Source organism: Phocaeicola dorei (assembly GCF_013009555.1).
GTDB classification, from domain to species: domain Bacteria; phylum Bacteroidota; class Bacteroidia; order Bacteroidales; family Bacteroidaceae; genus Phocaeicola; species Phocaeicola dorei.
The window spans coordinates 2112886-2139076 of sequence record NZ_CP046176.1 but is presented as its reverse complement, the minus strand read 5'-3'; the positions used below and the strand labels follow the sequence as shown (position 1 = coordinate 2139076).

Sequence of the window (26191 nt, the reverse complement as noted above, 5' to 3'; positions counted from 1 at the left end):
TTTAATCAGAATGAAATATTAACACCTAACGAAACATTTCTCAAAGTAGGATAAGCCCCATACACACTCAACGGATCACAAAAATTCTCCGGATACGGATTAAAGAAACTTAATAAATTAGTACCAGTCAAAGTAAAACGGCATCCCTCAATATTTATCTTCTTCACCCAATCGGATGGTAATTTATACCCTATCGTCAATGTCTTTAAAGTCATACGTAATGAATTGACCCTCCAAAAATTAGAAGTTTCATTATTCACAGAAAAGCCCATATTAGGATATTTGGCATCAAGATTCTGATATGCAACAATATTACCTTGATCATCAACTACATCTTCCGGAACAAACACATCATTCCAAAATACAGGAGCATTTATATAATTCAGTTTCTTAGTACTCATATCTCTTGCAGCAGACGGTATTTCAGCCCATCCACCCCACGAGGCACTAAGTTGTGCACTTAAACTTAAACCTTTCCAGTCACCACCAAAGTTTAAGCTAAATCCATAAGGATTACTATTTTTCTTACTCAAACGTATTCTATCGTTTGAATCAATAATACCATCAGCTGCCTCCCAACTTCCATCAGGATTCTGTTTACCTCTAACATCACGATAAATCAACATACCGGGCTTTATTTGTTCAGGATTCAGTCCCATATATTTTGTGACATTATTTTTTGTCACAAACTCATCAATCTCTTGTTGGGTACGGAACATACCTATACAATCGTATCCCCACTTACCCATATCAGTCGGACCACCTTTATATATATCACCCAGACCTATAATATCCGGCCAATCGTGTTTACGGTATTTAGTACCTGTAAATGCTGTATTCAATTTTACAAAATAGTTAATATCACCTACTCTATCTCTCCATCCAAAAGAAAGTTCCACGCCATAAGCATCTATGGCATCATAATTTTCAGCTGCCAATGCGCCACCAATGGTCACAGGAACCAATCCGTCTCTTTGAACTAACATTTCTGTATTCTTATCCAAATACGCATCTAAACCAAATGACAATCTACCATTCAAAAATCTAGTATCAATACCGAAATTGAATTTATAACTTTTATCCCAATGAACATCAGCATTAGGAGCCGCACCCATTTTCAATCCCATACCTACAGGGTTTTGCTCATTTGTACCAAAAACAGCTCCTTTATTTGCCTGATATGAGTAATTCTGACGCCACAACCATGCTTTAGTGTTATCCTTACCTAGCATACCTACCGAACCTCTGACTTTCAAATATTCAAGCCATTGTATTTTTTCTTTAAACCAATTTTCTTCAGATACCACCCAACCCAATGATAAAGAAGGGAATACCCCCCAGTAATTACTAGGTGCAAATTTAGTAGAGGCATCTGAACGAACAAGGAATTCCATCATATAACGATCATTATATGAATAGTTCACACGCCCAATATAAGACAACAATCCAGACTCAGAACGTTCTGTCAATCCATCCATTTTGCCTGTTGCCGTATTCCATTCACCATTATTTACTTCTAACGGATCTTCCCTATAATAGCGTACATACTCATAATTCCTTTCTGAGCGTTCAACAGAAAACAAAGCTCCTATCGTATGTTTGCCAAAAGTACGATTATAGTTTGCAACAAAGTTCAACTGGTAGCTATCCGTACGATTCATGGTCCTCCAAATCTGATTTCCATTTTTAACTGTTGTTTCTTGCAAATTAGATTCATTAGTCAAATCATCACCTATATATAAGTGATTACCTGATCCCCCACGTGTTTTGAAAGAATAAGCAGTATATTTGGAACCGACACGACTATTTTTATCTGTACTTATACTTTTAGAATAAGACATTTTCAGTTTAAGTCCTTTCAGTGTTTTATTCCAGTCAAAGTCATATTCCACAGAAGCATTCAAACGCATATTTTGAGGATCATTCTTTGATATATTACCTAACTCTTCTAATGCATAATAATTATATTGCTGGATGTTATTTTGCTGACTGTTGGAAAATCCATAACGTAATAACGGCAAGCCATCTATATATGCCGGAATATAGCGAGGTGTCAATAATAATGTATTATAGTCATTTTCATCGTTTTCCCCTCCGACCTTATTAAAGGTCTTTTCATTTTTTCCATAATCTCCCGAAGCTTGCAAACCTACTTTAAAATGAGATGCCAGTTTAACATCCACACCAGCACGATAATTCCAACGTTCATAGTCCAAGGTTCCCAAATTACCACTTTGAGTATAATATGAAACACCAGCAAAATAAGTTGCTTTTTGTGTTCCACCACTTAAATTAAGATTATGCTTCATACTAAAAGCACCTTTCCAAGCATCATCCAACCAATCATAATTTATATTACGCATCGCTTCTAACTCGTCAGCTTGGAAAAGGTCTGTTTTATGATTTTTTATCTCATCATTGCCATTAGCAGCAGCAATAGCATTATAGAACAATCCATAATGATATGAATCCATCATTTTGGGACGAGCTATTTCATCATTATAGCCAAATTGCCCACTATAGGATATACGAGGATCACCTTCTTTGCCACGCTTGGTTTTCACCAATATGGCACCTTGTCCACCACGAGCACCATAAACAGAAGCTGCAGCATCTTTCAATACTGATATATTTTCCACCTCACTAGGATCCAAGTTATTAAATGTTGTTGCATCCACAATAAAATCATCAACAACATAAATAGGATTTGTATCTCCACCATCTTTAGACAAAGTCATTGGCTGACGAATCGATAAACTAGCAGCAGCACCAGGACGAGTCTGGCCACCACTAACACTCAAACCTGTCACCATGCCTTGTAAAGCCGCTCCCAAATTTCCTACTGGCAAATCTTCTATTTCTTTTGGATTTACAGTAGAGATTGCACCAGTAACATTTTTAGCCTTTTGAGTACCGTAACCAACAATGACCACCTCATCCAGAATTTTGGAATCTTCCTTCAGCACCACTCTAAAGTCTTTTCCTTGTTTCGGAGCAATCGTTTGCGGCACATACCCCACAAATGAAATGACAACCTTCTTGCCCGAAGGGACTTGCAAAGCAAATTTTCCGTCAAAATCAGTAATGGTACCGTTTGTAGTTCCTTCCACCACCACACTGGCACCAATCACCGGTTCACCAGTTTCATCAACCACCTGTCCGGTGACAGTTTTAGTCTGTTGCACCGACTGGGATATAGGGAATCCTGTCTCAGCGGATACTCCCTGAACAGAAACTCCTGTCAGAAACAGACTGAGACAGACCACTTGTGTCAAGTTGCCAATCTTGTCCAGCTTCTGAAGAAATGCATTTTCATTCTCCATAGAATCTTTTTTAAAATTAAAATATTATCTTATTTTTCTTGTTGAAATATCTGTTTCAGATAAGCGACATTCGTCCCGAAGTTTTTCTTTACATTCCGGACTTCATCCTTATTCCGTGACCGTTCAATGACCAGCCATCCGCTCCACCCCATCTTATCAAGGGTATGCTTTACGGCATTCATATCCAGACGGGTATTATAAGGAAGAGTAACCCCGTCTGTATCCGTACAATGTATCTGACAAATCCGATCCTTTCCCAGTTTTTTCAACTCTTTACAGAGGTCGCGTCCATTTTCCAACGCATTTTGAAAACTATAATAAATCTTTATACCTTTCGAATTAATTTCTTTCAACAGTTTTATATCCTCTCCAGCGTCCAAAGAAGTACGGATACCTATCACTACTCCATCTTTCACTGCCATTTCTCCCACTTCGTGCAAACGGCTTACCAACTCCTGACGTGCATCACCCGCTACTGTCCAGTCCTCTTTTATACCACCTAACGGAAGGAAAGCTACTTGGGCCCCCATCACCTTCATCGTATTCAAACAATCCTGCACTAAAGCTTTATAATTATGATGAGTCAAGAAAGATTGTCCAAAGAATCCGGACATCGCCACAGAAGGGACTTCAATATGTTGTTCCTGTGCTGTTTCTTTAAATAATTTACAGAAATGGGGTTGGTGGAACTTATTATCAAAAGTATCCCGTTTTCCCAAGCCTCCCATGTCCATTTCTATGCCATCACCTCCTAGTTCCTTCATTAATTGAAAAGAACCGATCTTCTGGCGTTTTAGCATCATCCAGTCACACGCAGCTATTTTATAGCGTTGTTTTCCCTCTGAATTCTGTGCTCCCAAAGGCAGTAACATAAACAGGAGCATAATTAAACTGATAATTTTTTTCACATTCATCATAATCTAGTTATTGTTTAGAATTAAGACGAATCACAAAAAAGTATGTAATCACTAAATCTTAATAAAGTCCAAAAATAATTTAGTGAATAAACAAGACAATCCCGCAAACACAATGCTCGCTTGCATCTGTTTACGGGATTCCTGCTTTATAAGATCAAGAAATCAACCTTTACGCCATTCATTCATATATTCCCTCGGAGTCTGATCATATTTCTTACGAAAACATTTACTGAAATAACCGGAATCCTTGAAGCCTACGGCAAAAGCTATTTCTGAAATACTCATATCCGAATTTTTAATCAACTCTATTGATTTATTCAGACGAATTTCTTTCACTAAATCCACCGGAGCAAACCCGGTCAGACTCTTTAACTTCTTAAAGAAAGCCGAGCGACTCAGCCCGATAGTTGATGCTATAGTATCTATATTAAAATCACTATTATCCAAATTCTCTTCTATAACCTGATGAATCTTTTCAATGAACTGCACATCTTTCTTCACTAGGAACTGTTCGTATGTATCCTGTTCCTCCTTATGTTCTTCGGGCTGCTGCCATACACGTTCACGGAACAATTTACGTTCATTCAGCAACTGTTCGATACGTGCCACCAAATAGTCTTTGCTGAAAGGTTTGATGATATAGGCATTCGCTCCCATGCTTATCGCTTTGGTCTTCGCTTCATCATTACCTTTCGCCGTCAGGATAATCACCGGAATATGACTGATTTGGAAATCTTTACGGATGCGTTGCAACATCTCTATTCCATCCATATTCGGCATCATCTGGTCGGTGACTACCATGTCGGGATGATAGAGATGTACTTTCTTCAGCCCCTCCACACCATCATTGGCCATATAAATATTGAATTTATCTTCCAATTGCAACTTCAACATATTACATAAATCCTTATTATCTTCTACAATCAGCACGGTAGGCAAAGACGAATCGACAGGCTGTTCTTTCTCCTCCTCGCTTTCCTTGCCGGCAGAAGCAGAAACAGATTCAGTTTCAGGAACACTCACCGTTTCCCCGCCCATATAAAAATCGACTTCCGACGGTTTGTAATGCTCCTTACCCAGTTGCAATTCAATGGTAAAGACTGCCCCTTTCCCTTCAGGGCTCTCTGCATAGATTTCCCCATGATGCAGACTGATAATTTCCTTAGATAAAGCCAATCCGATGCCCGTTCCCTGATAATAAGCGCCACGTGCATTGTCAGCCTGCGAGAAACGCTCGAAGATTTCGGAAAGCTTGCTTTGGGGAATACCCACACCGCTATCTTCCACCCGTACATAACAATGCTTGTCATCATCCGACACTCCCATCGTGACATAAATATTCCCCCCGGCAGGAGTGAACTTGAACGCATTGGAGATTATGTTGCGGATTACGATGGCCACTTTCTCCTTATCCGCCCATACCATGATATCCTCACCGGCCAGCTGGAACGTGAAGCTGACTTCATTTTCTTCGGCCATCACCCTGAATTCTTTCTCAAAAGAGTCTACCATCTCATTCAGGTTGAACAACGACACATGCAGACGCATTTTTCCGTTCTGTATTTTACGGAAATCCAATATCTGATTGACCAGTTGCAGCATCTGCTTGGTATTCTTTTCCATCAGATCCACGTATTGCATTCCTTTCTGAGATAGTTTTTCTTTCTCTTTCAACTCCTGAATAGGCCCTTGGATCAGAGTCAGCGGAGTACGCAACTCATGCGAGATATTGGTAAAGAACTTGATTTTCAATTCGGACAATTTTTGTTCGATATACACATCATTTTTCACCTTAATCATGAAAAGAGATAATTTTATAGCCACCAGCAATAAGGCTACAGCTATAATCATATAGATAACATACGCCCACCAACTGGCCCACCAAGGCGGCAGAATGACAACGGTCAACTCACGGAAAGATTCCAAACCGGGATTTGCCTCATCCAGTGTCTGTACTCTGAAAAGATACTTGCCGGGAGGAACATTGGTATAGGACGCTATACGGTTCTTCCCGTTATAGTGCCATTCTTTTTCATATCCTTCCAAAATATATTTGTAAGACACACGGTTCTGATTATTATAGTTCAACGCCGCAAACTCTAAAGTAAACATGGACTGGTTATGATTCAATGTAATCCTGTCTGTATAGGTAATGGACCGGTCAATAATAGGATGGTCCGTATAGCTGCGTATGTCCCGGTTTGATATCTGACATCCTACAATAAATGTGTTATAATCAAATCTTTGCGTTTCCAGTTTATCGGGAGAAAAGGTCAAGATACCCTCTTTACACCCCAGCCAAAGTTCCCCGTCCAGCGTTTTCAATGTGGTGCTTTCTTCCATCACAACCGGGGGAAAGCCATCGTATTTGTCATAGTTACGCACCTGGCTTGTCGCCCTGTCAAAACAAGAGAGTCCTTTTTCCGTAGCAAGCCAAAGGAAACCGTTATCATCTTCTATAATAGACATCACCACATCATTATTCAATCCGTCTTCCCAGCCATACGATTTAAATGAAAGCTTATGCGTTTCCTCATCATATCCCGACAATTTGCTCAATCCTCCACCAAACACGCATACCCATATCTGAGAGAACTCGTCTTTATAAAGCGCGTACACATCGCTATCGGCATAATTTACCCGGTTGGCACCACGGTAGGTTTCAAAATCAATCTGCTCCACTGAGGCAAAGTTGTTTTTAAAAGACATCAGCCCGTCCATCGTACCTACCCACATACGCCCGTCATTATCCTCTATCATATTCCTCACTTCCATATAAAGGCCATACGTAGGATAATTCTTGAATCCGTTATATTTATTCTTAAAAGTGACTTCCCCATTTTCCTCACAAAGCAGATTCAATCCTCCGTCCAAAGTACCCACCCAGATACGTTTCTTTTCATCCTGATAAGTGAAATACACATCATTCCCGCTGATTGACGACAAATCAGACAAATTATGCAGATAACGTTTAAAACGGAAACCACCTGCAGTTTTCTCATCAGGAACAGCTTTCACCAATCCGTCGCCTTTGGTAGAGAACCAAAGGTTTCCTTTGTCGTCTTCCATGATGTGATATACATTACCTATATGCTCGTCACCTGTCGAAAAAACATGTTTGGTTACACCGTTCCGGTCCATCCGATAAACACTCTGCCAACGGGTGCCCACCCAGATATCGCCACTTTTTGATTGGAAAAGGGCTCTTACCCCTGTCGCATAATTTTCCTGACCGGCTGATTGCGGAGACAACGAAAGCAGATTGAATTGCTTCTTGGGGAAATTCATGCAATACACCCCTTCATCGGCAGAGGAAAGCCACAATACCCCGTCATTATCCAACATCAGATGATAAAACTGCTGATTTGTCCTATCATTAGAAAGTTGTTTCAATTTATTGATATAAACCATCTCCGCATGTTCCCTGTCGAACAACCAGGCCTCTCCTGCCGGAGACAGGAAAAAAAGCCCTCTTTCGCCGGCATCTTCCGAATACAGGGTGGTTATCTTGCCGAACATGGTAAACGGAAACCGTTTTGCAGTATGGTTCAACGGATCATAATAAATCAGCGCCTTCTCATTTTCGTGAAACCATATTTTATCATACTGGTCTATGAATGCATGAGTTACCATAGCGTCATTCATTTCAGTATTTATCTTTTGCAACCTGCGCTCAGCCAAATCATATTCGTATGTGCCTTGTCCGGCCACACTGAGATAGACATAACCTGCCGGAGTAACCAGCAAATTGCTGATCGCACCTTTTATTTCGGAAAGTACATACCGGTTTACCAAACCGGTCCTCACATCGATACTGTAAAAAATACCCGCACGATCTCCGACCCATACCTTCCTGCCATCCTCAAAAAAACTGGTAAAACTATCCTTGTCACCGGAATTAATCTTACTGGTTATAAAATCGGCAGGCCGGGATGCCAATTCCGATCCTTTATGCACGGCGGCTACCTTATAATCAGTTCCTATCCAACTGATATATTCCTCCGTCTCACACAGGACATGGTGTTTCAGTGTATAATCATGCTTGTTTATCTCGTTCCGAGAGTCGAACAGAATCTTGATAGTTACCTGCCCTTTTTCATCTACCCCGGCCAATAACAGATTTTTATCTTTAGTCAGCAACAACACATCCCCCTCGGCCGTATTTTGTAATTTTATCACCTGGATATTCTCCGAATAGTTCTTCATGTCATCATAAACAGCATGAAAACATTCGGTCACTTTATTGAAGACATATAACTTACGGTCAATGGTCTTTACCCATATATACCCGTTTTTATCCTCGACTATGCGCTGGATCTTACGTGGCGGCACATCCGAATCGTGCTCCTGTTTATTGAATGTTTTAAACTTCACTCCATCGAAACAACATAAGCCATACCAGGTTCCGAACCAGATAAAGCCATCTCTGTCTTTCAAGGTACAGTTTACCGTATTATTAGGAAGCCCTTGATCTACAGAATAATGTTCCACAATCATATTCACATTATATGACCACAGAGGAAAGCTTGTCAGGCAACAAAGTATAATAAGTATATATTTCTTCATAAGTATTTAGTTTTCTTCAAACCGAGGTCAAAGATAAGAAAAAAATCCGTTGGTACTTAAATTGAAATTAGTTAAATACCAATTATTGGTTAGATTGGAACGAGATAAATCCGCGTTCTATCTATATTACTTCTCCGTACCGAATTCAGTTTGCTGTCTCTCCACCTCCATCAATACTTTTTGCCTTTCCTCTTCTGTCAGCACAACTTTCCCCGCCATTCTTTCTGTTCTAACAGGGCTTCCGGCTAGTCCTGCTCCAACTGATTGAGAATCCGTCTCCTCCTCCGTATAACAGAAAGGCAGTTCTGACGGAATACTTTCTAATTCTATTTCCGTAGCAACCGGCGCATTCGTTCCTTCAAACTGCACATGGGCCTTCACCTTTATTTTGCCGGGCTTGCGGGTAGAACGGATCAATACGGGAGCAGAGCCAAACTCCACCGTGCGCGGATTGGCATTGATAGAGGCATCCCCTATAATTCGTCCTTCACCTTCTACAGTAAATACGATATTTTCTTTGGCCAGACGGCGCACATTACCGCTATCATCCGTCACTTCGGCCACCACTACGATAAAATCCGAACCGTCTGCCACCAATTGTTTTCCTTCCGTATCCACATACATACGCAACTTCGTGCTGCGACGTGACGGCATCCGCTTATAAGTGCAAACCACTTTACCGTCTATAATTCCCTCTGCCACCATATTTACTTTCTGCCAGTTTTTTTGCTTATAACTATACTCGCGTGCTTCCCAGAAATCCCATACATCCTTGAATATCACCGGGGCATTAGGCATATGTCCCTGCGCATGAACTACCGGAAGCGTCCAGCTCTCAGTATCGTCATAGACAGAGAGACGAACCGAATCACAATTACTGAACACCACCACATCGGCATCCGAGAAAGGAGACATCTCATGGGCGATAAACACCATAGGGCCACATTCCGCTACAGGATGCTTCAATGTCGCGGCAGACTGGCTGCGAAAAGCATAATAAGCGTATTTAGGCTGCCGGAACGCATCATAAATGCCCCCGAAATACGGATCGGGATGATACCCCCGCTGATGATCAAAAGGATGCCATTGCGCCCCACCGATAAACTGTCCTGTAGTGTGGTACATTTCATCATAACTCTTTGATAATGACAACGCCTGCACCAGCAACGGGCGTTCCCCCCAGCTACGGCTGGCACGGTTATTATTATTATGTGCATACCAGTCATCCACATTCTCGCCAAACTCACGAGTAAAAATACATTGTTCCGGACGGTCTGCCTTCTCATCATCTCCCGGCCATCCGTACACCACATCATAGTTTTCCGCCACTCCTTTCGAATGAACATCGGCTGCCGCTACAGGGCGTCCGGGATAAGGAAACTCCTCCCGTGTAATCCGTAATGCCTCCAGTGCGAAATCGCGCGGATAAGGCGTTTCATTCAAAATAGGCTCCCACATCAGCACACTGGGATGATTGCGGTCCCGGCGTATCATCTCACGGGTATTCCGATGTACCAGCTTTGCGAACTCCGGATTTTTATTCCAATATTGCCATCCCGGAGTAGCCACAATAACAAACAGCCCCATTTCGTCACAAGCATCCATGAATGCCGGATCTTGCGGATAATGAGCTACACGGATAATGGTACATCCTGCATCACGCAAGCGTTTGGCATCCCTCCACTGCTGGCTGTTGGGCAGCGCATTACCCACGTATGCAAAATCCTGATGACGGTTCGCGCCGACCAATTGACCAAAAGGCTTGCCATTCAACCAAAAGCCATCCTTACCTTTAAATTCCGCTTTGCGGATCCCCACACGTGTCACTCCCCCATCCAAAACTTCATGTCCGGCTTTGACACGAGATTGTATCCTATACAAATAAGGTGAGTCAGGAGACCATAACTTAGGATTGCGAACTGCAAACTGTTGCCGCACCGTCTTCGATTCCCCTGCTTGCAGCTTCACCTGTTGCGAAACCCGTTTTACGGGAACATCGCCGGCATCCGCCAAAACCGTCTCCACGGCTACGGTACGCGTCTGCTTTCCACTGTTATGCACTTCCGTATCCACGTACACTTCCGCTTTTTTCCCGCTTATATTGTCAAAATGCACAAAAACTCCGCCTCCGGCCACCTTATCGGCCTCCAAGGCATCTGTAATAGCTACACTTGATTTTCCTATCATCCACACATCCCGGTAAATTCCTCCATGATAAGCGAAATCCAAGGTATATTGACGTTTTCCCGGAGGAAAATTCTTATCATCACTATTATCCGTCATCACTGCCAGCAAGCAACTGTCTCCGGGCTGTACCCCCTGTTCCGTCAGTTGCACAGTGAAAGGAAGGTATCCTCCCAAGTGCTCTTGCACCCTCTTGCCATTTAAATAAATCACCTGTTTTCCCATAGCTCCCTCAAAATGAAGCGACACCTCTTTTCCTTTCATATCTTGAGGAATCACAAAATGTTTCCGGTACCATGCCACACCCTGATAGTTACGGCAACCGCTTGCCTCGGCAGGCATCAGTTCCACAGTATGCGGAGCAGACACTACTTGCCAAGATGTATCATCAAAACGTACGGCTTCCGCGCCTTTTATGTCTCCACGATGAAAGCGCCATCCGGGATTGAAATTATATACTATTCTTCCGCTACCGGATAAAGGGATGAATCCGGCTACAGAGGTCTCCATTTGAGCTTGTGCCAACACAGGCAACAGGCACACAAGTAAAATAAACAGTTTCTTCATAATTATTACACTATCTGGGAAAAGAGACGGACCGGCTGTCCGTTTGTACCCGTTCCCTTTGAAAAAAGGTCTTGTTGTTTTTGAAAAAGATCCAGACATTTAAAAAAAAGGTCCTGATGTTTGGCGTCAAAGACAAGGTTCTTTTAAAAAAACGTCAAGGTCTTTTTATACAAAGAACAGGTCTTTGGAAGGGAATGACAAGGTCTTTTCACAAGGCCTTCCAAGGCTCAAGGCTCAAAGGCTCACCTAAGCGGTATTTAAGCCCAAAACAAGCTTCAAGAAACCCATACATATACTGATTTTCAATTTATTACAATAAAAAGACGAAAACAAGACTATATTCTGAAAAATAAATGAATAATATAATGACACCCAGGCACACACGGATACATCCGACATTTACCGGAAAGCAAAATGTATAAATAAAAGAAATTTCTATTGACATCATCACTTGGTCATTCCGGGCATCGTGAAAAATCCGGAAGCACCCCATATCCATTGATCCGGCCTATTATGAATCAAACCCGGCAAAAAAACAAGCCTGGTCAAACCAAACACAAATTCCATAAAACGACAGACAAAGTCAAGACAATCCTGAACTTCCCAAAGACCAAAGAATAATATTCAATCCGCACGTCTTGTTTTAGTAAACAATCTGTAAAACAAACATTTACACATCTACCAAGGTTTAAAATACCGCATAAGTGAGCCTTGAGCCTTGTGAGCCCTGGAAACGCATCGGACCGACTCTTTTTCTTTGCAGAAATACACCCGATTTATACGATAAACCCATACCTTTTTTATACCTTTGCCCCCCAAAAGAAAACAACAAACATGGAACTATTCAATAAAATGATTGCCGCAGCCCTGAAGGTTTCCGTACATCAAGTAGACAATACATTATCTCTACTGGGCGGGGGAGCTACCATCCCTTTCATAAGCCGATACCGGAAAGAGGCAACCGGAGGGCTGGACGAAGTACAAATAGGCGAAATTAAAGACAGAAATGACAAGTTGTGTGAACTGGCCAAACGAAAAGAAACCATTCTTTCTACCATAGAAGAACAAGGCAAACTAACAGAAGAATTGCGCAAACGCATTGAACAAAGTTGGGATGCCACCGAAGTGGAAGACATATATCTGCCCTATAAGCCGAAACGTAAGACCCGCGCCGAAGCGGCACGGCAAAAAGGACTGGAACCGCTTGCCACCTTACTGTTATTGCAACGCGAAAACCATCTGGACAGCCGTCTCCCCGCTTTTGTGAAAGGAGATGTGAAAGACGAAGAGGATGCACTGAAAGGCGCGCGCGACATCATAGCCGAACAAGTGAGCGAGGACGAGCGTGCCCGCAACCAACTGCGCAACCAATTTTCCCGACAAGCCGTCATCACCTCCAAAGTGGTGAAAGGCAAAGAGGAAGAAGCCGCCAAATACCGCGATTATTTCGATTTCAGCGAACCTTTGAAACGCTGTTCCTCCCACCGTCTGCTGGCTATCCGCCGGGGAGAGTCGGAAGGCCTGTTGAAAGTAAGTATAAGCCCCGATGACGAAGAGTGCGCCGGACGGCTGGAACAAATGTATGTCCGTGGCAACAATGAATGCAGCCGCCAGGTAGGCGAGGCAGTACGTGATGCGTACAAGCGGCTTCTGAAGCCTTCCATCGAAACCGAATTTTCAGCCTTGAGCAAGGAGAAAGCCGACGAGGAGGCAATCCGCGTCTTCGCCGGAAACCTGAGACAGCTTCTGTTGGCTCCCCCTTTAGGACAGAAACGGGTCATGGGAGTTGATCCCGGCTACCGTACCGGATGTAAAATAGTCTGTCTGGATGCCCAAGGCTCTTTGCTGCACAATGAAACCATTTATCCGCATCCGCCCAAGAGTGAATACTCACAGGCAGCCCGCAGCATCGTGAAATTGGTAGAACAATATCAGATAGAGGCAATCGCCATAGGTAATGGCACCGCCAGCCGTGAGACAGAACAATTCATCACTTCACAACGCTATGACCGTGAATTGCAAGTATTTGTAGTAAGCGAGGATGGGGCATCCATTTACTCGGCCTCGAAAACCGCCCGAGACGAGTTCCCTGAATACGACGTGACCGTGCGTGGAGCCGTATCCATAGGCCGCCGGTTGATGGATCCGCTGGCCGAACTGGTGAAAATAGACGCCAAATCTATCGGAGTGGGACAATACCAGCATGATGTGGACCAGACTTTATTGAAGAAATCATTGGACCAGACGGTGGAAAGTTGTGTGAACCTGGTAGGTGTGAACCTCAATACCGCCAGCCGTCATCTGCTGACTTATATATCGGGGCTAGGTCCTGCCTTGGCTCAAAACATTGTGGATTACCGCACCGAGAACGGGCCTTTCAGTTCACGCAAGGAGTTATTAAAAGTACCCCGGATGGGAGCGAAAGCGTTTGAACAATGCGCAGGGTTCCTGCGTATCCCACAAGCGAAGAATCCGCTGGACAACTCGGCCGTGCATCCCGAAAGCTATCCCATAGTGGAGCAGATAGCCAAAGACCTGAGCTGCACCGTGGACGAACTGATAAAGAGCAAAGAACTACGCAGCCGGATTGATATCAAGAAGTATGTCACCCCGACAGTGGGGCTTCCCACCCTGACAGACATCATACAGGAATTGGACAAGCCGGGACGCGACCCACGGCAACAAATCCAAGTTTTTGAATTTGACAAGAATGTAAAGACCATAGAGGATTTGACTGAAGGAATGGAACTGCCCGGCATTGTGAACAATATTACCAACTTCGGTTGCTTTGTAGATATAGGAATCAAAGAGAAGGGTCTGGTGCACGTATCACAACTGGCCGACAAATTTGTGAGCGACCCCACCACCGTAGTCAGCATCCATCAGCATGTACGGGTGAAAGTGATGAGCATAGACCTAGAGCGCAAGCGCATCCAGCTCACTATGAAAGGATTGAATCAATAATTGCAACAAGGTAAAAAAGAATATGGAAGAAGATATAGAAACCTGCGGGTGGTTCGTTTTTTATAAGGATCAGCTGCTGATAGAGAAAAAGAACGGAATGTACACCATACCTTTCGGAACAGAGCCTCCCATGCCTGTTCCGGTGGGAAGCACTATCCACACCATCGGAGAGATAGAGGGACACACTGCCAAAACTTTCTCCGTACACGCCCCGGTGCCCGGCTGCGAAAATGACCGCCACCTGATGATGGATCTCCGGAGTTCATACGACGTATTGCCTTGGGAAGAGTACAATGTGGGTGGCAAAGCCTTCCAGATACTGAATTGGGACAAGAACAGCCGCTATTGCCCCATGTGCGGCGTGCCTACCGTACAGATTTCTCCAATTGCTAAAAAATGCCCCCAATGTCGTCAGGAAATTTATCCGCGCATCTCTCCTGCCATCATTGTATTGATACGCCGGGGAGACAGCATACTGCTGGTCCACGCCCGCAACTTCCGGGGAACTTTCAACGGTTTGGTAGCCGGCTTTCTTGAACCGGGCGAGACTTTGGAGGAGTGTGTGTACCGCGAGGTACTGGAAGAAACAGGACTCCATATCAAAAACCTGAAATATTTCGGCAGCCAGCCGTGGCCTTATCCCAGCGGAATCATGATAGGCTTCACCGCCGATTATGAAAGCGGAAACATCAAATTACAACAAGAAGAACTGAATGCCGGCGCTTTCTATACCAAAGACAATTTGCCGGAGATACCCAAAAAGCTGAGTCTGGCAAGAAAATTGATTGATGCGTGGCTGGAGGAAAAGAATCATTTATAGAACGAGATGAGTCATGTTCCATCCATAAATACCTATTTATCGCTTGCAGAACTTAAAAATGTACTATCTTTGCAATATGGAATGGTTAAATAGCTTATTTTTTGAACACACGCCTTTACAGGCGGTTGTAATCCTCTCGATTATCATTGCTGTGGGGCTCGGTTTAGGTAAGATCCACCTGTTTGGCATTTCATTGGGAGTTACCTTCGTCTTTTTTGCCGGTATTCTGGCCGGACACTTGGGATTCTCAATCGACTCGAATATGCTGAATTACGCCGAGAGTTTCGGTCTTGTGCTTTTTGTATACGAACTAGGATTGCAGGTAGGTCCCGGCTTTTTCAGTTCATTCCGTAAAGGCGGTGTACAGCTCAATATGCTGGGCATGGGCGTTATTCTGACAGGTACGGTCATGACGGTGCTTTTCAGCAAACTGGGAGACATACCGATGAGCGATATGGTAGGCATCCTTTGTGGAGCCACCACCAATACTCCCGCTTTGGGGGCCGCCCAACAGACTTTAAAACAAATGGGGGAACCCGCCAGTGGCGCAGCGTTAAGTTGCGCCGTAACCTATCCGCTGGGAGTGGTAGGTGTTATTCTGGCCATGTTGCTGGTACGCAAATTATTTGTTCGTCCCTCAGATATCGACATTCACGAACACGAGGACACCAATCAGACATTCATAGCCACCTTCAAAGTGCACAATCCCGCCATTTTCAATAAAAGCATAAAAGAAGTAGCTTTATTAAGCTATCCTAAATTTGTTATCTCCCGTTTATGGCGGGAAGGCACGGTAAGTATCCCCACTTCAGAAAAAATCCTGAAAGAGAATGACCGTCTGCTGGTTATCACCACCGAAAAGGACGCTCCCTCGCTCACGATTCTTTTCGGCGAACAGGAAAGCCAGGATTGGAATAAAGAAGACATCGACTGGAATGCCATAGACAGCCAATTGATTTCCAAACATATCGTTATCAGCCGCCCCGAAATAAACGGGAAAAAACTAGGCTCTTTACGTCTGCGCAACAGCTATGGCATCAACATCAGCCGTGTGATGCGCAGCGGGGTACAACTACTTGCCACACCGGGGCTGATCCTCCAACTGGGCGACCGGCTGACCGTGGTGGGAGAAGCCAAAGCCATAGAGAATGTGGAAAAAGTATTAGGCAATGCGGTTAAAACGCTGAAGGATCCTAATCTTGCCGCCATTTTTATAGGTATTGTACTGGGATTGATACTAGGCTCCATCCCTATCGCCATCCCCGGCATCAGCACTCCCGTTAAATTAGGCCTGGCAGGCGGACCTATCGTAGTAGGAATTCTTATCGGATGCTTTGGTCCCCGTTTCCACCTCATCACTTATACCACCCGGAGTGCCAACCTGATGCTGCGCGGTATCGGGTTATCCCTCTATCTGGCTTGCCTGGGACTAGATGCAGGTGCACATTTCTTCGAGACAGTGATGCGCCCCGAAGGAGCCATCTGGATAGCTATAGGCTTCGCCATCACCTTTATCCCGGTAGTCATCATGGCATTAGTGGCCCTCCGCATGACCCGCCTCGACTTCGGAAGCACCTGTGGTATGCTGTGTGGAAGCATGGCAAACCCTATGGCATTGAACTATGCCAATGACACGTTACCCGGTGATAATCCGGCGGTGAGTTATGCCACCGTATATCCGCTGTCCATGTTCAGCCGGGTCATTATAGCCCAATTAATACTCATGTTTTTTATATAATTTCCAGCCATGAACGCTTATAATTCAATCACCCCGGAAACCATACAGAAAGATATGCGATACCTGCAACTGCTGTCGCATAGTTTCCCCACTATAGCCGATGCCAGTACGGAAATAATCAACCTGGAAGCTATTCTGAATCTGCCTAAAGGTACAGAACATTTCCTTGCCGACCTGCACGGAGAGTACGAGGCATTCCAGCATGTATTGCGGAATGCTTCCGGGGCCATCAAAAGAAAAGTAAATGAAATATTCGGGAATACCCTGCGCGAGAACGAAAAAAAAGAACTATGTACGCTGATTTATTATCCGGAACAAAAACTGGATCTGGTAAAAGCAGTGGAAACGGACCTAGACGACTGGTATGTCATCACGTTGAACCAGTTGGTACGTGTATGCCAGAATGTATCCTCCAAATACACCCGTTCCAAAGTGCGGAAATCACTTCCCAAAGAATTCTCGTATATCATTCAGGAATTGTTGCACGAAAACTCAATGGTTCCCAACAAGCAGGCGTATATTAACGTCATCATCAGCACCATCATTTCTACCCGCCGCGCCGATGACTTTATCATTGCCTTATGCAACCTCATCCAACGGCTCACCATAGACACACTGCATGTGCTGGGTGATATATTCGACCGTGGTCCCGCCCCCCACCGCATTATGGACATATTATGCGATTATCATAATTTCGATGTACAATGGGGAAACCATGACATTTTATGGATGGGAGCCGCAGCCGGCAACGACTGCTGTATGGCAAACGTGCTACGCCTGGCCATGCGTTATGGCAACCTTGCCGCCTTGGAGGATGGATATGGCATCAACCTTCTGCCCTTGGCCACCTTTGCCATGGAAACATACGCAGACGATCCCTGCACCCTATTCGGACCGAAAGTAGAGAAAGAAGACTGTACTTACAATGCCAAGACACTGCGCATGATAGGCCAGATGCACAAAGCAATCAGTGTTATCCAGTTCAAGCTGGAAGCAGAGATTATCAGGCGCCGCCCCGATTTCGAGATGGACGACCGTATGCTGCTACACCGTATAGATTTTGAGCGTAAGACTATCACAATGCCCAATGGAAAAGAATATGAACTGAAAGACAGCTTTCTTCCTACGGTAAATCCTGCCGATCCTTATAAGCTGACAGACGAAGAACGGGAGATTATGAACAAACTCCATCGTTCGTTTGTCAGCAGTGAGAAATTGAAAAAACATATCCGCTGCCTGTTCCGTTACGGATGTATGTACACGGTGAGCAACTCAAATCTGCTGTTCCACGCCTCCATACCCCTGAATGCCGACGGTACGCTGAAAGATGTGTCCATAGCCGGAAAAATGTACAAAGGAAAAGCCTTGCTGGAAAAGGTAGGGCACTTGATCCGTACCGCCTTCTTCGCTGAGGAAGACAACGAGGACAGACCCTTTGCCGTAGACTATGTATGGTACTTGTGGTGTGGCAAAGACTCCCCTGCTTTCGACAAAGACAAAATGGCTACTTTTGAACGTTACTTTTTAAAAGAGAAAGAGTTACACAAGGAAGTAAAAGGTCACTATTACAGCCTGCGCAATGAAGAAAAAGTATGTGATATGCTGCTGGACGAGTTCGGAGTGATAGGAACACACCGCCATATCATCAACGGACATGTACCCGTAAAAACCATCCAAGGTGAGAATCCGATAAAAGCAAACGGCAAGATGATGGTCATAGACGGAGGATTCTCTAAAGCGTATCATTCGGAAACCGGAATTGCCGGATATACACTGGTATACCATTCGCGCGGATTCCAACTGGTACAGCACGAACCGTTCACCTCAATGCAAAAAGCCATTGAAGAAGGGCAGGATATCAAATCGAGCACCCAGATAGTAGAAATGAGCACCCAACGCATGATGGTAAAGGACACTGACAAAGGACGGGAACTGGTGACACAGATTAACGATTTAAAGAAATTGCTGGTGGCTTACCGGACAGGACTTATCAAGGAGAAATCTATATAAAAGATTATCCGCAATCATACCACCGGATAATAAAGAAGGTTTATTGCCCTATGATTGCGGATACAAAAATTAAAGCCCGTATCAGACTCACGTCTACCGGGCTTTTGGATTACCGAACAAAAATATCGTTATACAATCTTGTTCATCGCCGAATCGGGAAAAACCACCGTCGGCTTGAACGATTTAGCTTCCTCAAAATCCATCATGGCGTATGACATGATAATTACAATGTCACCCACCTGTACCTTCCTGGCAGCAGCCCCATTCAGACAAATACATCCCGAACCGCGCTCACCCTTAATAATATAAGTTTCAAACCTCTCGCCGTTATTATTATCCACAATGTGCACTTTCTCACCGGCAATCATGTTGGCGGCATCCATCAAGTCCTCGTCAATCGTAATACTACCCATGTAGTTCAAATTGGCTTCCGTTACACGGACACAATGCAGTTTCGATTTTAATACCTCAATCATCATAATTCTAATGGTTAACGATCACTATCCCTTATATTTTATATTATCTATCAAACGTACCTCTCCGCAAAATACCGTAATGCAACCTACTGCATAATCCGTATCTTCCCAATCCGTTATTTTCTGAAGCGTAGTGCCATCTACTATTTCAAAATATTCCAAACGCAAACCCGGAGCGGCAGCAATCGCATCCTCTACAAACTTCTGAGTCTCAGCGACCGGATGAGATTTTGCAAAAGTACAACTTTTAAATAAAGTTTGCGAAATATTCAGCGCATACTCTCTTTCCACCGCAGAAAGCCGTGCATTGCGGCTGCTCAATGCCAGCCCGTCTTCCTCACGCACAATAGGACAACCTACAATTTCCAGTCCGTTGAACCCTATCTGTTTCACCATTTCACGAATAATAGCCAATTGCTGGAAGTCTTTCTCGCCGAAATAAGCACGGGTAGGGTTTACAATCATAAACAGCTTGCTCACTATCTGGCATACTCCATTAAAATGTCCTGGACGGAAACGGCCTTCCATCACTGTGTCCAGCGGCGCATAACTGAACTGCCGGGTATCAGGCTCAGGATAAATCTCTTCTACAGACGGAGCAAAAACAAAAGCCGCTCCTACTTTTTCCAACAATTCACAATCGGCATCCAATGTACGCGGATATTTTGCCAAGTCATTTTTGTCGTTAAACTGGGTAGGATTTACAAAATCACTTACCACCACTACATCATTTTCTGCAACAGCACGTTTCACCAACGAAGCGTGTCCGGCATGGAGTGCACCCATTGTAGGCACCAGACCTATTGTCTTTCCCTCACTGCGCAGGGCATCCAGCTCTGACTGAAGCTCTTTGATTGTTTGAACTAACTTCATCTTTTTATCTCTTTTGTTTGAGTAGTTTCATTTAAAACGGCTGCAAAGTAAACCATTATTTGGGAGATAACGAAGAAAAAAAGAATTTTAATTAATGATGAGTGGTTAGTAATAAGTGGTTAATACCTTGCAGATATGACGCAATAAGCCCTCTTCAGCTACCGGCCAGCCACTTGTTCTTTCCCATTTTTCACCTAATTCCGCAAGGCATTGACCATTAACCGCCAATCACTAACCACTAATTACCAGCCACTTAACATATCATAAGGAATTATTATTCCTCGTTTCTTGCCACTCTCATCTATTTTTTTTATATCTTTGCAAAATGATTATGAGCAACAAAAAGTTAAGATGAAGGCAAATAAAGTTTTATTTATTACACAAGAGATTACCCCTTACGTTCCCGAATCCGAAATGGCAAACATGGGAAGATTTCTTCCTCAGGCTATTCAGGAAAAAGGCAGAGAAATCAGAACTTTTATGCCAAAATGGGGCAATGTCAATGAGCGCAGAAACCAATTACACGAAGTCATCCGCCTGTCCGGCATGAATTTAATCATAGACGATACGGACCATCCGCTGATTATCAAGGTAGCATCTATCCAAGCTGCACGTATGCAGGTTTACTTCATTGACAATGACGACTATTTCCAGCACCGCCAAATGGTAGCTGACGAAAATGGTGTAGAATACAAAGACAATGACGAACGTGCTATTTTTTATGCACGCGGCGTATTGGAAACGGTAAAGAAATTACGCTGGTGTCCGGACATTATCCATTGTCAAGGGTGGATGAGTGCATTTGTGCCCCTTTATATTAAGAAGGCTTATCAAGATGAGCCGTCATTCAGAGACTCCAAAGTAGTATTTTCGGTGTTTGAGGATGAATTCAAATCGAACTGCGAAGGTAATCTGACTGAAAAACTCATGCTGAAAGGCATTGAAAAGAATGATGTGGAAAGCATCGTCAAATCTCCGGCAAATTACGAGGAACTGTGCAAACTGGCCATTGCCTACTCTGATGGTGTGATACAAAACAGCGAGAAAGTGAATGAGAATGTCATGAAGTTCGCCCGTGAATCGGGTGTGCCTGTGCTCGACTATCAGCCTGCCGATACCTATGTAGATGCTTTCAATAAGTTCTATGACAAAGTATGGGGGTTTGAAAAGAAATAACTCACTAAGAATAATAAAGATGAAAATCAAATACTTATGCGCATTGTTGTTGGCAGCACTGATTTATAGTTGCGATGATTCAACAACCGGCATCGGGACCGATCTTATCCCCGGTGGAGATAAGATTCCGGCAAATACAGACAGTTATGAGTTTACCACCAAATCTCTGTTGGCCGACTCCGTTTATGCACGTACCAGTACTGCATATTTAGGACGATATACCGATGAGCAATTTGGAGAATTTACTGCCGATTTTATAGCACAGTTCACCTGTATGGACAACTTCAAATTTGAAGAAAATATAACAGATATCACAGGTCTTAGTCTATTTTTACAATATTCTACTTTTTTCGGTGATTCTTTAAACGGTATGCGTTTACAAGTTGATACGCTAAACAAGGTTATTGCAGAAAAAGACATAAACACTTTTTATACAAGTGTAAATCCTTCGGATTATTATAATAAACAAGCTAAACCTATCGCCTTAAAAGCATATTCTGCCGTTGGTCCTTCTGCAATGGACGACACTTACTCTGGCACTAGGGTAATAACCCAAGCCGTCAAATTACCTAAAGAATTAGGAGAATTCATGTATAACAAGTACAAAGAAGACAAAAATTATTATAAAGACGCTAGTGCTTTTATCAAAAATGTATTAAAAGGTATTTACGTACAATCCACTCATGGAGATGGTACTATTTTGTATATAAACAATATAACGCTTCGCCTATATTATGACCTCATGCTGGAAAGTTCTTCAGGAAAAAAAGATTCCCTATCCTCTAGATTTTATGATTTTGCCGCAACCAAGGAAGTAATACAAGCCAACCACTTTAAGAATGACAACAGACTTAATGACTTAGTTGAAAATCCCAATCGTACTTATATAAAAAGCCCTGCAGGTATTTTCACCGAAGCAATTTTCCCCATTGCAGAAATTTACAGCGAGCACAAAAATGACACTCTAAACGGTGTGAATGTATCATTTACCCGTTATAACGAAGAGGAGTCCAAATATCCAATGAATATACCTCAATATGTATTGATGGTTAGAAAACAGGATATGTTCTCATTTTTTGAGGAAAACAAGATCACTGATAACAAAACATCTTTTTTAAGTCAATATAGCAGTAGTAATAATACATACACTTTTACTAACATTGCCCCTTTAATTACTTATTGTATTGAAGAGCGGAAAAGAGAGATAATAGCATCAGGAGGAAATCCTAATAAAGAGGAAGACTGGAAGAAATGGGAGTCCGAGAATCCAGATTGGAATAAAGTTGTATTAATTCCTGTTAAAGTAGAAAGTAACTCAAACAATGAAGTGGTTGCTATATCCAATAGTTTAGACATGGAAAGTGCGGCACTAAAAGGAGGCACAAACGAAAAAAACAAATTAAAGATGCAAATTTTCTATACAACATTTTAAGAATGAAAACATTATAATTAACAATAAGAGTAAATGCCATTATTTTCGCAAATAATGGCATTTACTCTTCAAACATATACAATTTTCGGAAAGTTCCATCTCATCAAGACAACACATATAAATCTTATTATTTTGTCTTCTCCAAAAGGAAGCTTGTTTTCATAAAAAAAAGAATCAAAATTATTTTATTTTCTACAATAAAATCCATATATTTGAAAGTGCTTATTTATTAACCAATAAAAAATAATAGTTATGAAAAATTTAGCAAGCTTTTTATTGAGCGTGATGCTCATATGCTTTAGTGCATGTAGCAACAATGATGATTTAGTGGAAGTTAGACAACAAGTCACACCACTTAAAAATTTAGCCCGATCTACCACATTTAATTACCAAGGAAAAAATTACACCTCGGAATTCAATTACACAAATGATTCTTCTATTGTTTACATAGACAAAGAAGTTCAAAAAACGGCAGAAAAACTTGATCAAAACCCTATCCTTGTTACATTTTTCAATGCCGGAATAATTACTTACTATGATAACGAAAGTGAATTTAACAAAACACTAAACATTAACACAAAAACAACAAGAGCAAGTAGACTTGCAGCCGAAGCTACATTTTATAAAGATACAAATTACAACGGAGCTGAATTAAAAATAGGCGCAGGTAATTATCCTGATTTAAATAGCTATAGCTTTGATAATTGTATTAGTTCTTTCAAAGCATCAACAACCAGTCCCGGTTTTCCAACCTCAGCAGTAACAGTAAGATTATATGCAGACAAAAATTATGGTGGGCGTACATATGCATTCTTAATAGCAGACGGTCCCGGATGGAATAACACCTATACTAAAGATGTTCCTAATTTAGGAGATTATGGTCTTAATGACAATGTTTCTTCCGTCAAAATAGGCTATTAATAAGAAGCACTAAAAACGCAAAAAGGAAAGAAAATAAAACCATAATTAATATATGAATTATTAGGAATATTCAGTAAATCATATAAAATTAGCCAACTAATTCATACTTACAGTATTGCGAATTAGTTGGCTTTTTTGTATCTTTAAATATTCCCCCAAAAATACGGTTTGACGGCCAAGACGGGGGGGGGAAATATCCCAATTAAGATATGGCGAAGATACAAAAGATTTCAGAAATTCATCCTACTTTGGGTTTTACAGAATTCGATATTCTGGAAAAATATCGTAAGAGTTTTCATGAGAGTAAACTTGGCAGCCTTCATTCGGTGTTTCCGTTTGAGAGCATAGCTAAAGAGATAGGCCTTTCACAATCTCACTTGGGGTGGAGGAACAGTTTCAGTCCTTCCGCAAAGATAGCCCTTATGGTACTGAAGGCTTAGCTTACACCGGATTCTCTGATAGGTTACTGGTAGAACATCTTAACGGAAACATACACTATCAGTTGTTCTGTGGTATCATGATAGCCCCGTCCTGCCCTATAACGAACTACAAGATAATCAGTGCTGTCCGTAATGAGATTGCATCCCGTCTTGACATTGACTTCCTTCAGGGAATCCTTGCCTCACACTGGAAGCCTTATCTTGAGAACCTTCACGTGTGTATGACCGATATCACATGTTATGAAAGTCATATGCGTTTTCCTACGGACATGAAGCTCCTTTGGGAAAGGATCGAATGGCTCTATCGGCATATCTGCCAGCATTGTAGAGATCTTGGTATAAGACGTCCCCGTAACAAATATACGGATATTGCGGTATCCTATCTGTCCTATTGCAAGAAAAGAAAGAGGAAGGTCTCAAGGACAAGGATGCTGAAATGTCGCATGATTAGACTCCTGGAAAAACTCATCATACAACGGGATGACATTCACAGAGAATACGGCTCTTCACTCACATATACACAGGATTATCAGAAACGGCTTTCCATAATCAGAAAGGTTCTTGTACAGGAAAAGGAACTCTTTGAAGGTAGGAAAATCAGTGACCGTATTGTCTGTATTGACCGTTATTACGTACGCCCTATCGTAAGGGGCAAGGAGACAAAATCTGTCGAGTTCGGTGCAAAGGTTAATAATATACAGATAGACGGAATCTCGTTTATTGAGACATCTCTTTCAAGGCATTCAATGAGGGCATACGTCTAAAAGATTGTATCCGTATACATCAGAAGTTGATGAATGTAAGGGTAAGGTGTGTGGCTACTGATTCCATATACGCCAATAATGCCAACAGGAAGTTCTGTACAAAATATGGAATATCCACATCCTTTGTGCGCAAGGGAAGAGCGGCAAAAAATGAGCCTTTGAGGAAGGTGCTTAGAAGTGAACTCTCAAAAGAAAGGGCCACCCGGCTTGAAGGGAGCTTCGGTACTCAAAAGCAACATTACTCGCTCGCAAGGATAAAGGCACGGAACAGGAAGACGGAAATCCTGTGGATTTTCTTCGGAATACATACGGCAAATGCCATACTGATGATTGAAAAGATCAGGAACAGAACGGTGAAAGCAGCATGATATGAGTTTACTGAAAGAATCAGAAGAGGTCATCAAACTTCTTCCGGAACTTCATAGCTTGCCCGATAAGAGTATATTAGAATATAGAGAAAAATGACAATAAAAATGGCATATGAAGTGATTATACTCTATCATCTTCATATGCCATTGTATTTTACAGGGACATTTACTGAATATCTCCCTTTCACGGACCCTACCGGCTTATTTATGTTTATGAGAATCTCCTATTCTCTAGAAAGGCAAATCATCCTTCTCGTCTGTCGCGGCAAAGTCTACCGGCGCAGCGGGAGCAGCATTCATGGGAGGAAACGGAGCATCCGGCGCAACAGGCCCCTGGGCACCCACACGCTCTACTTTCCACGCACGGATACTGTTGAACCAACGCCCATTCCACTCGCGGGCATCCACATCAAAAAACACATTCAACTCTTCACCTGCCTGAATATTAAATTGCGCTATCTTATCTGCTCCAAATACGTCAAAACACATTTTTTTAGGATATTGATCATGCGTTTCAATTACGTATTCTTGTACTTTCCATTCATTTCCTGTCTTTGAAACTCCTCCTCTCGGTTCGAGGACTGCTATTACTTTTCCTGCTAATTCCATATTACGTTATTTAAATTCGCCACGAAAGTACACTTTTCCTTGC

The 26191-nt window shown here is 42.7% G+C and carries 14 protein-coding genes and 1 pseudogene; 8 read left to right on the top strand and 7 right to left on the bottom strand.

What is annotated here, in order from left to right; all coding sequences use genetic code 11:
- Positions 1-5: 5 nt before the first annotated feature.
- The 4 genes from GKD17_RS08805 to GKD17_RS08790 all read right to left on the bottom strand — a co-directional run bounded on the left by GKD17_RS08805 (position 6) and on the right by GKD17_RS08790 (position 11557).
- Positions 6-3323 (bottom strand): SusC/RagA family TonB-linked outer membrane protein, encoded by a 3318-nt coding sequence (locus GKD17_RS08805; RefSeq protein WP_007838437.1) that lies wholly within the window; start codon positions 3321-3323, stop codon positions 6-8.
- Positions 3324-3352: 29 nt separating this feature from the next.
- Positions 3353-4237, bottom strand: a complete 885-nt coding sequence (locus GKD17_RS08800; RefSeq protein WP_032936718.1) for a sugar phosphate isomerase/epimerase family protein — start codon at positions 4235-4237, stop codon at positions 3353-3355.
- Positions 4238-4402: 165 nt separating this feature from the next.
- Positions 4403-8806: a hybrid sensor histidine kinase/response regulator transcription factor gene (locus GKD17_RS08795; protein ID WP_007843971.1), complete on the bottom strand. Its 4404-nt coding sequence runs from the start codon at positions 8804-8806 to the stop codon at positions 4403-4405.
- 126 nt (positions 8807-8932) lie between these two features.
- Positions 8933-11557, bottom strand: a complete 2625-nt coding sequence (locus GKD17_RS08790; RefSeq protein WP_007838431.1) for a glycoside hydrolase family 2 protein — start codon at positions 11555-11557, stop codon at positions 8933-8935.
- Between the two features lie 834 nt (positions 11558-12391).
- Here GKD17_RS08790 and GKD17_RS08785 point away from each other — a divergent pair.
- The 4 genes from GKD17_RS08785 (at position 12392) to GKD17_RS08770 (ending at position 19089) form a co-directional block, all read left to right on the top strand.
- Entirely contained in the window at positions 12392-14521 is a 2130-nt protein-coding gene (locus tag GKD17_RS08785; protein WP_007843968.1) for a Tex family protein, read from the top strand.
- 22 nt (positions 14522-14543) lie between these two features.
- Positions 14544-15341 (top strand): NAD(+) diphosphatase, encoded by a 798-nt coding sequence (nudC, locus tag GKD17_RS08780; protein ID WP_007838418.1) that lies wholly within the window; start codon positions 14544-14546, stop codon positions 15339-15341.
- Between the two features lie 76 nt (positions 15342-15417).
- Entirely contained in the window at positions 15418-17079 is a 1662-nt protein-coding gene (locus tag GKD17_RS08775; RefSeq protein WP_007838416.1) for a putative transporter, read from the top strand.
- A 9-nt stretch (positions 17080-17088) separates the two neighbouring features.
- Positions 17089-19089, top strand: a complete 2001-nt coding sequence (locus tag GKD17_RS08770; RefSeq protein WP_007838415.1) for a fructose-bisphosphatase class III — start codon at positions 17089-17091, stop codon at positions 19087-19089.
- A gap of 128 nt (positions 19090-19217) precedes the next feature.
- Here the strand turns inward: GKD17_RS08770 and panD are convergent, their stop codons facing one another.
- Together panD and panC are read right to left on the bottom strand one after the other, a co-directional pair.
- Positions 19218-19568, bottom strand: coding sequence for an aspartate 1-decarboxylase (gene panD, locus GKD17_RS08765; protein ID WP_005843461.1), 351 nt, complete (start codon positions 19566-19568; stop codon positions 19218-19220).
- Between the two features lie 21 nt (positions 19569-19589).
- A complete protein-coding gene (panC, locus tag GKD17_RS08760) occupies positions 19590-20438 on the bottom strand; it encodes a pantoate--beta-alanine ligase (protein WP_005843459.1) in 849 nt (282 codons plus the stop codon).
- Between the two features lie 351 nt (positions 20439-20789).
- On the opposite strand from panC, the gene GKD17_RS08755 reads away from it, so the two are divergent.
- The 4 genes and pseudogenes from GKD17_RS08755 (at position 20790) to GKD17_RS08740 (ending at position 25539) form a co-directional block, all read left to right on the top strand.
- Positions 20790-21614, top strand: a complete 825-nt coding sequence (locus GKD17_RS08755) for a glycogen/starch synthase (RefSeq protein WP_032936557.1) — start codon at positions 20790-20792, stop codon at positions 21612-21614.
- A 19-nt stretch (positions 21615-21633) separates the two neighbouring features.
- Positions 21634-23046 (top strand): DUF4270 domain-containing protein, encoded by a 1413-nt coding sequence (locus GKD17_RS08750; RefSeq protein ID WP_007843966.1) that lies wholly within the window; start codon positions 21634-21636, stop codon positions 23044-23046.
- A 252-nt stretch (positions 23047-23298) separates the two neighbouring features.
- Positions 23299-23967: a hypothetical protein gene (locus tag GKD17_RS08745; RefSeq protein ID WP_007838411.1), complete on the top strand. Its 669-nt coding sequence runs from the start codon at positions 23299-23301 to the stop codon at positions 23965-23967.
- A gap of 209 nt (positions 23968-24176) precedes the next feature.
- Positions 24177-25539: pseudogene (locus GKD17_RS08740) on the top strand (transposase).
- A 231-nt stretch (positions 25540-25770) separates the two neighbouring features.
- On the opposite strand, the gene GKD17_RS08735 reads toward GKD17_RS08740, so the two are convergent.
- Positions 25771-26148, bottom strand: a complete 378-nt coding sequence (locus GKD17_RS08735) for a DUF3127 domain-containing protein (RefSeq protein WP_005843453.1) — start codon at positions 26146-26148, stop codon at positions 25771-25773.
- Between the last annotated feature and the right edge of the window lie 43 nt (positions 26149-26191).